Here is a 13,642-nt window from a genome sequence, read left to right on the forward strand (position 1 = left end):
GTGTTCCTCCACCGATCACAAGCGGTAAGTGAGGAGCACCCCCCATGGACACGCCGAGCCTGAACCGCCGCGACGTGCTCAAGGTGTCGCTGGCCGGGACCGCGGCCATGGCGCTGCCGTACCAGGCCGTCCTGTCGGCGCGGACCGCCTCGGAGCTGGACGCGAAGAAGATGCCGCGGCCCTACGTCGCCGCCTTCACGGCGCCGCCGGTGCTGGCGCCGTACCGCTCCGACGACAAGCCGGGCAACAGCTACGGCGCCGTCCCGGGCACCGGCGCCCCGGTCGTCGGCGCCGCCTACACCGGGACCGACTACTACAAGATCGAGCAGAAGCCGACCCAGGTCGAGTTCATCAAGGGCATCAAGACCACGATGTGGGGCTACAACGGGCTGGTCCCGGGGCCCACCATCCGCGTCTACCAGGACAGCTACGTGAACACCGGCCAGAGCCGCCGGGTCGTCATGCAGCAGATCAACAACCTGCCGGCCAAGCACCCGACCATGGGCTACGTCCCGTGGACCTCCACCCACCTGCACGGCTCGCCGTCCAAGCCGCAGTTCGACGGCTACGCCGGCGACCTCACCGACCCGGGTGAGTGGAAGAACTACATGTACCCGAACAACTGCGCGCCGCGGACGCTCTGGTACCACGACCACGGCGTGCACCACACCGCCCAGAACGTGTACATGGGCCTGGCCGCCCAGTACCACCTGGTCGACGAGCGACTCGAGCGCGACCTCGGCATCCCCCGGTACGACCGGGAGAAGGCCCGGCTGGGCCGGCCGCAGTACGAGTTCCCGCTGATCATCAGCGACGTCATGTTCGCCCGGAACGGCCAGCTGATGTGGGACGACGACGGGGAGTCCGGCCTCTACGGGGACGTCATCCTGGTCAACGGGGTGCCGTGGCCGACGATGAAGGTGGAGCCGCGCAAGTACCGCTTCCGGGTGCTCAACGGCTCACTGGCCCGCGGGTACACGCTCAAGCTGAGCAACGGCAAGCCGTTCCAGGTCATCGCCACCGACGGCGGGTTCATGCACGAGCCGCAGACGGTCACCACGCTGACGATCGGCATGGCCGAGCGCTACGAGATCGTTCTCGACTTCGCCGACCTGAAGGGCACGAAGGTCCAGCTGCTCAACGGCGGCGTCAAGAACGCCCGGGACTACGACCACACCGGCAAGGTGATGCAGTTCGAGGTCGGCACGACCGTCACGAGCACCGACGGCAACACCGTGCCGAGCACGCTCGGCGCCCCGCACCCGGTCATGGCGTTGAGCCCGGCCGAGTCGAAGGCCACCCGCCGGATGCGGCTGGAGCGCAGCAACGGCCTGTGGGTCATCAACGGGGAGACCTGGGACGACGTCGTGCGGACGAAGTACGAGCACGTCTTCGCCACGGTCGAGCCGCGCAGCACCGAGATCTGGGAGGTCGAGAACTCCTCCGGCGGCTGGTTCCACCCGTTGCACGTGCACCTGGTCGACTTCCAGGTCCTCAGCCGCAACGGCCGCCCGCCGCGGCCGGAGGAACTGGGCCCCAAGGACGTCGTCTACGTCGGCGAGGGCGAGACCGTCCGCCTCCTCCTGCACTTCGAGCACGAGGAGGGGCGGTACATGATCCACTGCCACAACCTCTCGCACGAGGACCACGACATGATGACCCAGTACCAGGTGGGTCACCACGACATCGACTGCGACTCGATCAACACCTGCCCGCCGACCCGCGGCACGCCCGACGACTTCGAGTCGGCCGATCCGGACGAGGTGCTCAAGGCGTACGAGAAGGCGGTGAAGGAGCAGGCGGAGGCGGCCGAGGAAGCGGCAGAGGAGGCGGCCGAGACGCCGCCGCCGGCCCCGGCGACCGGCACCGACCCGGCCGGCGGGACGACGCAGGTCGGCACGCCCACGACGACGACACCGGCACCGGCCCCGGCACCGGCCCCGGCGGCACCGACGACGTCCACCCCGCCGGCAGCGCCCACCACGTCGGCTCCCGTCCGCCGCGGCGCCACCCCGACCCCGACCCCGGCCCCGGCCCCGGCGACGGCCACGCCGACCCGCCGGCGGACGCGATGACCGCCGTCGCCGCGGCCCCCGCAGCTCCCCGGGTGGCGGTGCGGTCCCGCCGCCACACCGCCTCGTGGCAGCTGGCCGCGGCACTGGGCCTGGCCACGGCCGGCGGGCTGCACGTGGCGGCCGCCGTCGACCACCTGTCCGCGGGCTCGCTCGCGGTCGGCTTCTTCCTGCTCACCGCGCTGGCCCAGGCGGGCCTGGCCGCCTCGCTGGTGCTCGGCGCCTGGGCCGGCACCCGCGCCGGCCGGCTGCTGGTGGCCACGGCGATGCTCGGCACCGTCGGCCTGCTGACCCTCTACGTCGTCGCGCACGGCACCGGGCTGCTCGACTCCTTCGCGGTCCACGACGCCGCGGCCGCGGGGCACCTGCACGACGTCCCCGGCCGGGAGACCGTGGCGGTCGACCCGGTGACCGGCGTGGAGTTCGCCCAGGGCATGCCGCTGGGCGCCTCCGGGCCGGTGGCGATGGACGGGCTCCCCGGATCCACCGGTGGGCACGGGCCCGAGGCGGTCGGCACCGCCGTGGTCGCCGCCGAGCTGCTCACCGTGGCCGCGCTGGCCGCCCTGCTGCCGGCGTCCTGGCGGGGACGGGCGCTCAACGCGCTGCTGGTCCTGGGCGGGTCCGCGTGGGCGCTGTGGCTCACCGGCGTCCTCGGGTGAGGACCGCCTCCCGAACCGCCGCCGCGGTCCCCGGTGACCCCCGCACCAGGGACCGCGGCGGCTCCCCCCGGCACCGCGCCCCGCGCGCCGGCGGGCGGCCCTGGCAGCGGCTGCGCGGCGCCGCCCTGTGGGCTGCCGCCGGGGCGGCGCTGCTGCTGGTCGCGGCCATGGTCGGCCTGCTGCCGGTGCAGCCCATGCGGGTCGACTCCGACAGCATGACGCCGACCACCGCCTCCGGTGACCTGCTGCTCGTGCGGCACGGGCAGGGGCCGGTGCAGCGCGGCGACGTCGTCGCCGTGACCTCCCCGCTCGACGACGGCCTGCTGGTCAAGCGGGCCGTCGGGGTGGGCGGGGACGTGGTGGCGATCGAGGACGGCGTCCTGGTGGTCGACGGGACGCCGGTGTGCGAGCCGGCGATCGACCCGGCCCGGCTGGACGGCGTCTGGTTCGGGCCAGTGACCGTCCCCGAGGGCGAGCTGTTCCTGCTGAGCGACTCCCGCGACGGGTCGGTCGACTCCCGCTCCTTCGGCCCGGTGCCGACCTCCTCGCTCGTCGGCACCGCGACCGCCCGGCTGTGGCCCCACCCCGGGGCGCTGCCATCGCCGTCCGCCGGCTGCTGAGACCCGCCGCGACGCGCCGACCAGCGGGAACAGCCCGGTGAGGCGGGGCGCTGCACCCGTCGTGGGAAGTCCTGCCGCTCCGTCGTCCCCCGCCCACCCCACCGCGTCGTCCCCCGCCCACCCCACCGCGTCGTCCCCCGTGTCCCGCCCCGCCGCATCGTCCCCCGCCCACCCCGCCGACGACCTCTCCCGCCTGCTGCAGGTGCGCCAGGTCTACGCCGAGCCCGCCGCCCTGGCCGCACCCCGCGGCCAGCAGGTGCTGGCCCGCTTCCCCGGCGCCGAGGTGGTCGAGGTCCCCTCGCACTGGGGGATCCCCGAGCTGCACGGCAACGAGGGCAACATCGAGCGCTGGGTGCGCGTCAAGTCCGAGACGCTGGTGCTCGGCGTCAAGAAGTCGCTGACCGCCCGGCCCAACGGCCGCTCGGCGAACTGGATCGCGCCCTCGACGGCCAACGGCTGCGCCATGGCCTGCGCCTACTGCTACGTGCCGCGGCAGAAGGGCTACGCCAACCCGATCACCGTCTTCACCAACATCGAGCAGATCACCGGCTACCTGCGCCGGCACGCGGCGCGGCAGGGTCCCAAGACCGAGCCCGACCAGTGCGACCCGGAGGCCTGGGTCTACGACCTCGGCGAGAACAGCGACTGCTCGGTCGACGCGCTGGTCAGCGACAACGTCGCCGACCTGGTCGCGACCTTCGCCGAGCTGCCGACGGCGAAGGCCTCCTTCGCCACCAAGTACGTCAACCGGCAGCTGCTCGAGCTCGATCCGCGCGGCCGCACCCGCATCCGCTTCTCGGTGATGCCCGAGGACGACGCCAAGCTGCTCGACCTCCGCACCAGCCGGGTCGCCGAGCGGATCGCCGCGGTCGACGACTTCGTCGAGGCCGGTTACGAGGTGCACCTCAACCTCTCCCCCGTCGTGCTGCGCGAGGGCTGGGAGGCCGACTGGGCGCAGCTGCTGCGCCGGCTGGACGACGAGCTCTCCCCCGCGGCCAAGGCGCAGGCCGCCGCCGAGGTGATCCTGCTCACCCACAACCGGGACCTGCACCAGGTCAACCTCGGCTGGCACCCCAAGGCGGAGGAGCTGCTCTGGCGGCCGGACCTGCAGCAGCCCAAGCGCAGCCAGAACGGCAGCTGGAACGTGCGCTACCGCAACGATGTGAAGCGCGCCGGTGTGACCCGGGTGCAGGAGCTCGTCGCGGCGCACGCGCCGTGGCTGCGCATCCGCTACGCCTTCTAGCACAACCACCCCGGTCCGTGTCGACGTGTCGACGCTGCGTGCTGGGTCACTGACCCTGCGTGTGCGACCCTGGGAGGCAACCCCGGGTTGGAGGTGAGGGGATGGCGCTCGACCACGAGGCCGCGGTGACGGCGCCGTCCCTGCTGACCGCGCTGCCGGACACCGTGGTCGTCGCCGACGCCGCGGGCCGGATCACCTACGTCAACCCGCACGTGCGGGTGCTGCTGGGCTACGAGCCCAGCGCCGTCCTGGGCCGGCCGCTCGAGGTGCTCATGCCCGAGCGCTTCCGCCGCGGCCACGGCACCGACTACACCCGCTTCCTGGCCACCGGACAGGGCGAGCTGGCCGGGCGCACCACCCAGCTGCCGGCGCTGCACGCCGACGGCCACGAGGTCACCGTCGACGTCACGCTGGCGATGGTGCCGCCGCCCGAGGGCGCTGGGCCGGAGCAGGCGGGGGTGGTCGCGGTCCTGCGCGACGCCAGCACCACGATCCTGCTCGAGCGTCAGCTGATGGTGAGCCGCTACCTGGCGGCGACGCTGCGGGTCACCGCCGCGCTCACCGAGGCACCCGACGCCGACGTCGCCTTCCGCGACCTGCTGCCGACGCTGTGCACCGAGCTGGACTGGGACGCCGCCACCCTCTGGGAGCCCGACGGCGCCAGCCGGTCGCTGCGCCACGTCGGGACCTGGACCGCTCCCGGCTCGGCGGCACCGGCGCTGCACGCGGCCTCCCACGCCCATCGCATCGGCCGCGGCGAGGTGCTGCCGGGGCTGGTCTGGTCCCGGCGCGAGGCCGTCGTCGTCGAGGACCTGTGGGCCCAGCCCCGCCTCACGCGGCTCGACGCGGCGCGGGCCGACGGGCTGCACACCGGCGTCGCCTTCCCGGTGGTGCGCGGTGACGAGCTGCTCGGGGTGTGCGAGCTGTTCGCCCGCGAGCTGCGGCCGGTGCCCGCCGAGCTGCTCGACGTGCTGGCCCACGCCGGCCGCCAGATCGGCCAGTTCCTCGGCCGGCTGCGCGCCGAGTCCGAGGTCCGGCAGCTGGCCGACACACTGCAGCGCAGCCTGCTGCCGTCGCACCTGCCGGCCATCCGCGGCGTCGAGCTGGCCGCGCGCTACCGGCCGGGCGGTGGCGCCGGGCTGGTCGGCGGGGACACCTACGACGTCATGCCGCTGCCCGACGGCCGCTGGATGGTGCTCATCGCCGACGTCTGCGGCACCGGCGCCGAGGCCGCGGCGGTCACCGCGCTGACCCGGCACACCGCCCGGGCCGCGGCCAGCCCGGCGGCCGAGACGAGCGCCGGCCCGGCCGAGGTGCTGCGCGCGGTGAACGCGGCGTTGCTGCGCGCCCGGACCGACGGCCCGCTGCGTTTCGTCACCGCGTGCTGCCTGGTGCTCTCCCCCGGCCTGGATGGCGTGCGCGCGACGGTCGGCGTGGCCGGGCACCCGCTGCCGGTGCTCGCGTGTCCGGACGGCCCGCGGGAGGTCGGGGTCCCCGGCCGCCCGCTGGGCATCACCCCCGACCTCGACGTCCCGGTGGTGGAGGTCGAGCTGCCGCCGGGGACGACGCTGGTGCTCTACACCGACGGGGTCACCGAAGCCCGCGACGACACCGGGGGGCAGTTCGGCGACGAGGGACTGCTCCGGGTGCTCCGCACAACTCCTCCGGGTGCGGAGGCGACCGTCGAGGCGGTCACCGCGGCGGTGGAGGAGCGGCTGCGCCACTCCCGCTACGAGGCCGACGACCTCGCCGTCCTCGCCCTCGCCGTCCCGCACTGAGTGGCGAGATCTGCACAATCGCTGCCGTCAGGCCGCTGATGACCACCAGTGTGCAGATCTCGCGGGGGCAGCACGGGTCCTTCACCCCGTCTGGCCGGTGTCGGCGTGCGCGGCGCCCACCGGCTTGGACTCCGGTGAGCCCCGCTGACGCAGGTAGACGGCGAAGATCGCCATGGAACCGACGGCCAGCATCTCCGACTGCCAGTTCTGGAAGGACCGGTTCCAGAAGTCGGCCTCGCCGAGGTAACCGACCCAGCTGACCGGGTCCTGCCGCTGGCCCAGCTGCTCGGAGTTGTAGGCGGCCCAGCCGGCGACCGAGGAGGCGGCCCAGGTCAGCAGGAACAGCACGCCCATGAGCAGGCCGAGCGAGCGGGAGAACAGCGCCGTCCGCCACCCACCGGTGCGCGCCCACGTCGGCGACTCCCCGTCGGCGTGCGGCCCGACCTGCTGCTCGCGGTCGGACTCCGTGCCCTCCTTCCCGGGCTCCTTGGACTCCGACGAGCCGCGCTGGACCAGCCACACCGTGGCGAAGACGTAGAGGAAGAACTGCAGGTACTCCGACTGCCAGTTCTCCATGACGTCGACGCCGAAGGACGACGAGGTGACGTAGTCGAGGAGGGACACGGTGGGCAGGCCGTTGGCCACCTGCCGTGCGTTGTGGTCGGCCGTCCCGGCGATCGCCTGGCCGACGAGGGTGACGAGGAAGAGCCCACCGAACGCCAGGCTCAGCGCGTTGGCGCGGATGGAGCCGTAGCGGGGTGCGGTCATCGGCCCATCAGCCCCAGCGCGGTCACGTAGACGATCCCGACCAGGATCACCACCAGGAACCCGACGAAGACCCCGCGGACGCCGTTCACGGCCCCTCCACCTGACAGTCGTAGGGCAGCTCGCCGCGCGGCTCGCAGGCCGCCGCGGTCACCCGCCAGCCGGTCGGCGTCTCGGTCAGGAACACCGTGTCGCCGCCGAGCCGGACCTGCGCGTCGCCGCCCCAGACCTCCACGGCCGCGACCGCGCCGCCGGGCAACGGGACCTGCCCGATGACGTCGACGCACGGTGCCGACTCGTCGGACTCGAGGGTCTCCAGCGTCGAGGGCGCCAGCAGCGCGCACCGGTCCGCCGGCGCCGCGGCCGGGTCCTCGAAGGCGCCGGCCACCCGCCCGACGTCGTCCTCCTGCGAACCGGCGCAACCGCTCAGTGCTGCTGTCGCAAGGACCGCTGCGGCGAGCCTGAGCGTCGTCGGGGTGCTCACGCGCGTCCTCCGTCCTCCCCCTCCGCGTCCGGTGGTGCTGACCGGGACGGCGACCGCCTACCCCGGCCCGCTCGCGCGGCAAACCGCTGTCACGCGGCTGGGGGAACGGCGGGTTGCCCCCGAGGTCGGCGGCTGACCCGCCGTACCGTGACGACGTGGCTCGGGTGGCGGTGGTGGGAGCCGGCCTCGGTGCCCTGGCGGCCGCGGCCCGGCTGGCCGCCCTCGGCCACGCGGTGACCGTGCTGGAGCAGGCACCGCAGGTCGGCGGCAAGCTCGGCTGGTACGCCCGCGACGGGCACGGCTTCGACACCGGGCCGAGCCTGGTGACCCTGCCCCGGCTCTACCGCGACCTGTTCGCGGCCACCGGCGGGCCGCTGGAGGACGCCGTCGACCTGGTGCGCCTGGACCCCGCCGTCGCCTACCGCTTCGCCGACGGGACGCGGCTGTCGGTGCCGGGCGACGCCGCTGCGGTCCCCGCCGCGCTGGACGTCGCGCTGGGGGCGGGCAGCGGCGCGCAGTGGTCGGCGCTGATGGCCCGGGCCGAAGCGATGTGGCGGATCACCGAGCAGCCGTTCCTGCGGTCCCCGCTGGCCGGGGCGGCCACGCTGGCCCGGCTGGCGGGCAGCGGCTCCGACGTCGCGACGGTCGCGCCGTGGCGCACGCTGCGCGGCCTGGGGACGGCGTACCTGCGCGACCCGCGGCTGCGCACGCTGCTCGACCGCTACGCCACCTACTCCGGGTCCGACCCGCGGCGCGCCCCGGCGGTGCTGGCGACCGTGCCCCACGTCGAGCAGGCCTTCGGCTCCTGGTACGTGCGCGGCGGGCTGCGCCGGCTGGCCGAGGCGGTGGCGCAGCGGGCGGTCGAGCGCGGTGCCGTCGTGCGCACCGGGACCGCCGTGGAGCAGGTGCTGGTGGAGGGTGGCCGGGCCGCGGGTGTGCGGCTGGCCGGCGGGGAGGTGCTGCGGGCCGACGTCGTGGTCTCCGGCGCCGACGCCGCGGCGCTGTACGCCGACCTGCTCCCCGCCTCCCGCCCGACCCGGCGGGTGCGCCGCGACCTGGCCCGGAGCACGCCGTCCCTCTCGGGGTTCGTGCTGCTGCTGGCGCTGCGCGGGCGGACGCCGGGGCTGGCGCACCACACCGTCCTCTTCCCCGACGACTACGACGCGGAGTTCGACGCCGTCTTCGGCGTCGGCCGGCACCGCGGCGCCCCGCGGCCGGTCGCCGACCCCACCGTGTACGTCAGCGCGCCCGACGACCCGGCGACCCGTCCGGACGACGACAGCGAGTCGTGGTTCGTGCTGGTCAACGCGCCGCGGCACGACCCGGCGGGCGGTGTGGACTGGACCGCGCCGGGCCTGGCGGACCGGTACGCGCAGCAGGTGCTCGACGTCCTGGCCCGCCGCGGCCTCGACGTCCGCGACCGGGTGCGCTGGTGCGTCGTCCGGACGCCGGCCGACCTCGAGCGCGACACCCGCAGCGTCGGCGGCTCGATCTACGGGACGTCGAGCAACGGCGCCCGCGCGGCCTTCCTGCGTCCCGGCAACGCCTCGCCCGTGCCGGGGCTGTTCCTGGTCGGTGGCTCGTCGCACCCCGGAGGCGGCCTGCCCCTGGTCGCACTCTCGGCGGAGATCGTCGCAGGCCTGGTCGGTCCCGCCTGACCACGGGCCTGCTCCCCCGGGGCCGACGAGGGACGGCGGGCACGTCGGCACCGAGGACGAGTCGACTCAGCCACCCGGGCCGCCGTGCCTGCACACGGGTCGGCGTCAACGCCTTCGCCGCGGTGGGCGTGGACGTCCTCGCCGTGCTGGCCGGGACGGTCGTCCTGGCCCGGCTGCTCGCCGTCCGGCTGGTTCGCCGGGAGGACCCGCCCGGCTGAGAAGACCCCGCAGGGGCGGAGCCGCCGGGCGCTCAGCTGCGGGCGGCGCCGTAGCCGAGCAGGGCGGCCAGGCCCAGCGCGCTGCGGGGGGCGTAGGGCGCTCGCCACAGCCCGCCGTGCACCGCCGCGCAGGCCTCGTCCTGCCACGGCTGCTCGTGCGCGGGACCGCCGCCGGTGTGCAGGTCGTGCACCAGCAGAGCGGCCATGAGCACGTTGGACGTCGCCGGCTCGAACACCTCGACGCCGAACCGGTGCGCGCCTGCGTAGGCCGCCGCGAGGGCGCGGTTCTTGAGCACCGAGCGGGTGCGGGTCGGCGGCGCGACGTTCATCGACACCGTCGTCCCGGCGGCCCGGGCCACCGTCGCCCGCCACCGCTGCAGCCGCTTGGCCAGCGCGTAGTTCGGCCCCTGCTGGGCCACCAGGCTGTCGACGACGCCGGGGTCGCTGCCCGGCAGGTAGGCGCGCTGCAGCAGCCGCCCGGCCGACAGCGTCCGCAGCGGCCGGCCCAGCAGCTTCGCCGCACGTGACCGCCCGGCGTAGGCGCGCACCGACTGCGCCACCGCGTCCGGTGGGACGGCGAAGACGTCGGTCGGCGTGGCGAGGAAGGCCAGCGCGACGTCGTCCCGGGCCGCGGCCAGCCGCACGGTGAGGGCGTCGACCGCCGTCGACACCCGCACGTTGGCGGCACCGTCGGCGTAGACGTAGTTGCCGAGCACCGCTGGCCCCGGCAGGCCGGTCAGCCAGTCGGCGACGGCGGGCACCTCGGTGACCAGGTCCGCACCGCCGTCGGGGTACAGCAGCGTGCCGGCGCCGCGGCGGGCGGTGTCGAGCACCCGCTCCCACAGCTGCGGACGCGGCAGGTCGATCCCGGCCACCCGTGCGCCCCAGCGCAGCAGCGCGGTCAGCGGCCCCATCTCCGCACCTGCGCCGAGCACGACGACGGTGCTGCCGGGCAGCGCCAGCCACTCGGGGTGTGCGGCGACGGTGCGCACCGCCTCGGCGGCCGAGGGCTCGACACTGCCGCACTCGACCCACGTGTCCAGCCGCCGCAGCAGCGCGTCGCCGCGCAGCCGCTCACCGCGGAAGGGCAGCGACAGCTCCCGCTCGGGCTCGGCGGTGCCGGTGACCTCCGCCGTGGTGAGGACGCGGCCGGCCGGTGCGGCGACCAGGTCCCCCAGCGCGGTCTCCGCGCCGTCCGGGGCGGCCACCCGCATCCGCCGGTGCAGCGAGGCCAGGCCCGCATCGGCGATCGTCAGCGCCGCCTCCCGCGAGGCGAGCCCGGCCTCCACCAGCCGGCGGAAGTGCGGCAGGTAGCCGGCCCGCCAGTTCGTCTCCCGCTCGGCGGCGCCGGCACCGGGCGGGTCGACCGGCCGCAGCGCATCGGCGACGACCGCCCGGCCGAGGGCAGCGGTGCTGCGCCGGCCGTCCGGCCCGGCCGGGAAGACGACGCCGAGGTCCGCCATCAGTCGACCAGCGACGACGCGTCGACCGGCGCGCCGGCCTCCAGCCAGCGCAGCAGGATCCGCGCGCCGAAGCCGGTGCCGCCCTTGACCACCTCGGCCTCGTCGGACCCGGCGCGGGCCGGCCCCGCGACGTCCAGGTGCGCCCACGGCAGGTCCCCGGCGAAGGGCCGCAGGAACAGCGCGGCGGTCGTGCCACCCGGGTTGCCCGGCGCGTTGTTCGCATCGGCCACGGCGCTGTCGAGCAGGTCGGCGTGCTCCTCGGCCAGCGGCATCCGCCACACCGGCTCGCCGGCGTGCCCGGCGGCGGTGCGCAGCGCGTCGGCCAGCCCGTCGCTGGTCGCGTACAGCCCCGCGGTCCGGGTGCCCAGGGCGACCTTCATCGCCCCGGTCAGCGTGGCGACGTCGACCAGCACGGTGGCGCCCAGCTCCAGCCGCCCCCACGCCAGCCCGTCGGCGAGCACCATGCGGCCCTCGGCGTCGGTGTTGAGCACCTCCGTCGTCCGGCCGCCGACGTGCCGCACCACGTCGGCCGGGCGGTAGGACGAGCCGGAGACGGCGTTCTCCGCGGCCGGGACGACGGCGGTGACCGTCACCGGCAGCTCCAGCCGGGCCGCGGCGTCCAGCGCGGCCAGGACGGCGGCGCCGCCGGCCATGTCGGTCTTCATCTCGCGCATGCCGGCGTTGGGCTTGATCGAGATGCCGCCGGTGTCGAAGGTGATCCCCTTGCCGACCAGCACGACGTGCCCGGCGCCGGCGCCCGGGGGGCGGGAGCTCGCCACGACCACCCGGGGCGGGCTGGCCGAACCGCTGCCCACGGCGAGCACGCCACCGAAGCCGCCGGCCCGCAGCTCCTCGGGGCCGAGCACGGTGACCGTCACGTGCGGCAGCCCGCCCAGCCGCTCGACGGCCCGGTCGGCCAGCCAGGCCGGGTCCTTGGTGTTGCTGGGGGTGTTGACCAGGTCCCGGGCCCAGGCGACCGCGGAGCCGGTGACCTCGCCGGCCCGCGCGGCGGTCGCGACCGCCGGGTCCGTGCCGTCGGCGACGACCACCGTGACGGTCTGCAGCCGCGGCGGGTGGGGCGCCGAGGTCTCCCGGAAGCGGTAGCCGGCCAGCAGCGCGGCCTCGACGGCGACGCGGACCTCCTCCGCACCCGCGGGGGCGGCCGGCTCGTCCAGCGGCAGCACCAGCCGGCGCGCACCGTGCTCGGCGAGGGTCTGCGCGCGGCGGACGGCGGTGGCCACGTACCCGCGCAGGTCCGGCAGCGTCGCGTCGCCTATCCCGACGGCGACCACGCTGCGCGGCCGGCGGCCGGGGACCGGCAGGTTCGTGACGTTCCCGGGACGACCGGTGTTGCCGGTGTCGGCCAGCGCGCCGGCGAGCAGACCGGCGTCGACCGGTGCCCCCGCGGCGGTCAGCCACGCGGGCAGGGTGGCGCCGCTGCCGACCGGCACGGCCAGGACGTCGTCCTCGCCGAGCGCCGGGAGTTCGGTGCGGACCTCGACCCGCGGCAAGGGCGCGGCCCCGGTCGCCGGCGTGCTGCCGGCGACCGGGGCCGCGTCGTCCTGCGCGGGGCTGCCCGGGGGCAGGCTCGCGGCGGTGTTCAGCTGGTCGCGCCCTTCAGGGCCTCGGAGAGGGCCGCGGCCTCGTCGGGCGACAGCTCGACGACGAGACGGCCGCCGCCTTCGAGCGGAACGCGCATGACCAGGCCGCGCCCTTCCTTGGTGACCTCGAGGGGACCTTCACCCGTGCGCGGCTTCATGGCCGCCATGCGTGCCTCCTTCGTCGGCCGTGCGCAGCCCGGAGGCTGCGCACGGCGTCGTCGATGCTGTGCGCTCCGCTCACATGATCCCGTATCCCCGGCGCAGGTCCAACCCGAGTAGGAGGACCACCCTTCCCCCCACGCCTCGCACGCTCGGCGCGGGCCCCTGAAGGGTGGCCGTTCCAGCACCTCACCGAGCTCGGGCCGGGGCCCTGCAGGAGGGCCGTTCCAGCACCTCACCACGCTCGGCGCGGGCCCCTGAAGGGTGGCCGTTCCAGCACGTCACCGAGCTCGGCGCGGGCCCTGGAGGGTGGCCGTCTCACGGGGTCGCGCGGAAGCAGGTCGCCACGTGGTCGTCGACCATCCCGGTGGCCTGCATGAGGGCGTAGGCGGTCGTCGGGCCGACGAAGACGAAGCCGCGACGCTTGAGCTCGCGGGCCATCGCGGTCGACTCCGGACTGGTCGCCGGGACGTCGGCGAGGGTGGCCGGGCGGGGGCGCGGGGTCGTCGGCGCGAAGGACCACAGCAGCGCCGAGAGCCCCTCGGGGACCCGCTGCGCGGCGCGGGCGTTGCCGATGGCGGCGGCGATCTTGGCGCGGTTGCGGACGATGCCGGCGTCGGCGAGCAGCCGCGCCTCGTCGTCCGGGCCGAACTCGGCCACCGCGTCGATCGAGAAGCCGGCGAAGGCCGCCCGGAACGCCGGGCGCTTGCGCAGGATGGTGAGCCAGGACAGTCCCGACTGGAACGCCTCGAGCGTGAGCCGCTCGAAGAGGGCGTCGTCGCCGTGCAGCGGCGTCCCCCACTCCTCGTCGTGGTAGGCCACGTACTCCGGCGCGCTGTCCCCCCACGCACACCTGACCAGCTCCGCACAGCGGGTGCGCTCGTCCACGCCCGGCAACCTAGCCACCGCCGGTGACAGCGGG

Annotated in this window: 12 protein-coding genes; 6 read left to right on the forward strand and 6 right to left on the reverse strand. The window is 75.5% G+C overall.

Features of this window, described 5'->3' with window-relative positions:
* Positions 1-44 precede the first annotated feature (44 nt).
* The 5 genes from BUB17_RS05680 (at position 45) to BUB17_RS05700 (ending at position 6,372) form a co-directional block, all read left to right on the forward strand.
* Entirely contained in the window at positions 45-2,075 is a 2,031-nt protein-coding gene (locus BUB17_RS05680) for a multicopper oxidase domain-containing protein (RefSeq protein WP_072914807.1), read from the forward strand.
* On the forward strand, positions 2,072-2,731 hold the full coding sequence (locus tag BUB17_RS05685) for a hypothetical protein (protein WP_072914809.1): 660 nt from the start codon (positions 2,072-2,074) through the stop codon (positions 2,729-2,731). Before BUB17_RS05680 ends, BUB17_RS05685 begins: the two co-directional genes overlap by 4 nt.
* A complete protein-coding gene (lepB, locus tag BUB17_RS05690; protein ID WP_208983320.1) occupies positions 2,728-3,351 on the forward strand; it encodes a signal peptidase I in 624 nt (207 codons plus the stop codon). The genes BUB17_RS05685 and lepB overlap by 4 nt, the downstream gene beginning before the upstream one ends.
* Before the next feature lie 139 nt (positions 3,352-3,490).
* Complete coding sequence (locus BUB17_RS05695) at positions 3,491-4,594, forward strand: spore photoproduct lyase family protein (protein WP_141242917.1); 1,104 nt, start codon at positions 3,491-3,493, stop codon at positions 4,592-4,594.
* 101 nt (positions 4,595-4,695) lie between these two features.
* Complete coding sequence (locus BUB17_RS05700) at positions 4,696-6,372, forward strand: SpoIIE family protein phosphatase (protein ID WP_072914815.1); 1,677 nt, start codon at positions 4,696-4,698, stop codon at positions 6,370-6,372.
* An 81-nt stretch (positions 6,373-6,453) separates the two neighbouring features.
* Here BUB17_RS05700 and BUB17_RS05705 read toward each other — a convergent pair whose 3' ends face one another.
* Together BUB17_RS05705 and BUB17_RS05710 are read right to left on the reverse strand one after the other, a co-directional pair.
* Positions 6,454-7,140, reverse strand: coding sequence for a DUF6766 family protein (locus BUB17_RS05705; protein WP_072914818.1), 687 nt, complete (start codon positions 7,138-7,140; stop codon positions 6,454-6,456).
* Between the two features lie 85 nt (positions 7,141-7,225).
* Complete coding sequence (locus BUB17_RS05710) at positions 7,226-7,621, reverse strand: hypothetical protein (protein WP_072914820.1); 396 nt, start codon at positions 7,619-7,621, stop codon at positions 7,226-7,228.
* 155 nt (positions 7,622-7,776) lie between these two features.
* Here BUB17_RS05710 and BUB17_RS05715 point away from each other — a divergent pair, with 155 nt between their 5' ends.
* Positions 7,777-9,279, forward strand: a complete 1,503-nt coding sequence (locus BUB17_RS05715; protein ID WP_072914823.1) for a phytoene desaturase family protein — start codon at positions 7,777-7,779, stop codon at positions 9,277-9,279.
* 250 nt (positions 9,280-9,529) lie between these two features.
* Here the strand turns inward: BUB17_RS05715 and BUB17_RS05720 are convergent, their stop codons facing one another.
* The 4 genes from BUB17_RS05720 to BUB17_RS05735 all read right to left on the reverse strand — a co-directional run bounded on the left by BUB17_RS05720 (position 9,530) and on the right by BUB17_RS05735 (position 13,608).
* A complete protein-coding gene (locus BUB17_RS05720; protein WP_072914827.1) occupies positions 9,530-10,960 on the reverse strand; it encodes a hypothetical protein in 1,431 nt (476 codons plus the stop codon).
* Positions 10,960-12,471, reverse strand: a complete 1,512-nt coding sequence (locus BUB17_RS05725; protein WP_072914829.1) for a leucyl aminopeptidase family protein — start codon at positions 12,469-12,471, stop codon at positions 10,960-10,962. The genes BUB17_RS05720 and BUB17_RS05725 overlap by 1 nt, the downstream gene beginning before the upstream one ends.
* Before the next feature lie 89 nt (positions 12,472-12,560).
* Entirely contained in the window at positions 12,561-12,728 is a 168-nt protein-coding gene (locus BUB17_RS05730; protein ID WP_012947303.1) for a DUF3117 domain-containing protein, read from the reverse strand.
* Between the two features lie 310 nt (positions 12,729-13,038).
* A complete protein-coding gene (locus tag BUB17_RS05735) occupies positions 13,039-13,608 on the reverse strand; it encodes a DNA-3-methyladenine glycosylase I (protein WP_280173852.1) in 570 nt (189 codons plus the stop codon).
* Positions 13,609-13,642 lie beyond the last annotated feature (34 nt).

The organism is Geodermatophilus obscurus, from assembly GCF_900143215.1.
Lineage (GTDB): Bacteria > Actinomycetota > Actinomycetes > Mycobacteriales > Geodermatophilaceae > Geodermatophilus > Geodermatophilus obscurus_A.

What these genes read in the sequence shown, in the direction of transcription:
- BUB17_RS05680 (WP_072914807.1), top strand. Translation starts at nt 45, where the DNA reads ATGGACACGCCGAGCCTGAACCGCCGCGACGTGCTCAAGGTGTCGCTG.
- BUB17_RS05685 (WP_072914809.1), top strand. Translation starts at nt 2,072, where the DNA reads ATGACCGCCGTCGCCGCGGCCCCCGCAGCTCCCCGGGTGGCGGTGCGG.
- BUB17_RS05700 (WP_072914815.1), top strand. Translation starts at nt 4,696, where the DNA reads ATGGCGCTCGACCACGAGGCCGCGGTGACGGCGCCGTCCCTGCTGACC.
- BUB17_RS05705 (WP_072914818.1), bottom strand. Translation starts at nt 7,140, where the DNA reads ATGACCGCACCCCGCTACGGCTCCATCCGCGCCAACGCGCTGAGCCTG.
- BUB17_RS05720 (WP_072914827.1), bottom strand. Translation starts at nt 10,960, where the DNA reads ATGGCGGACCTCGGCGTCGTCTTCCCGGCCGGGCCGGACGGCCGGCGC.
- BUB17_RS05730 (WP_012947303.1), bottom strand. Translation starts at nt 12,728, where the DNA reads ATGGCGGCCATGAAGCCGCGCACGGGTGAAGGTCCCCTCGAGGTCACC.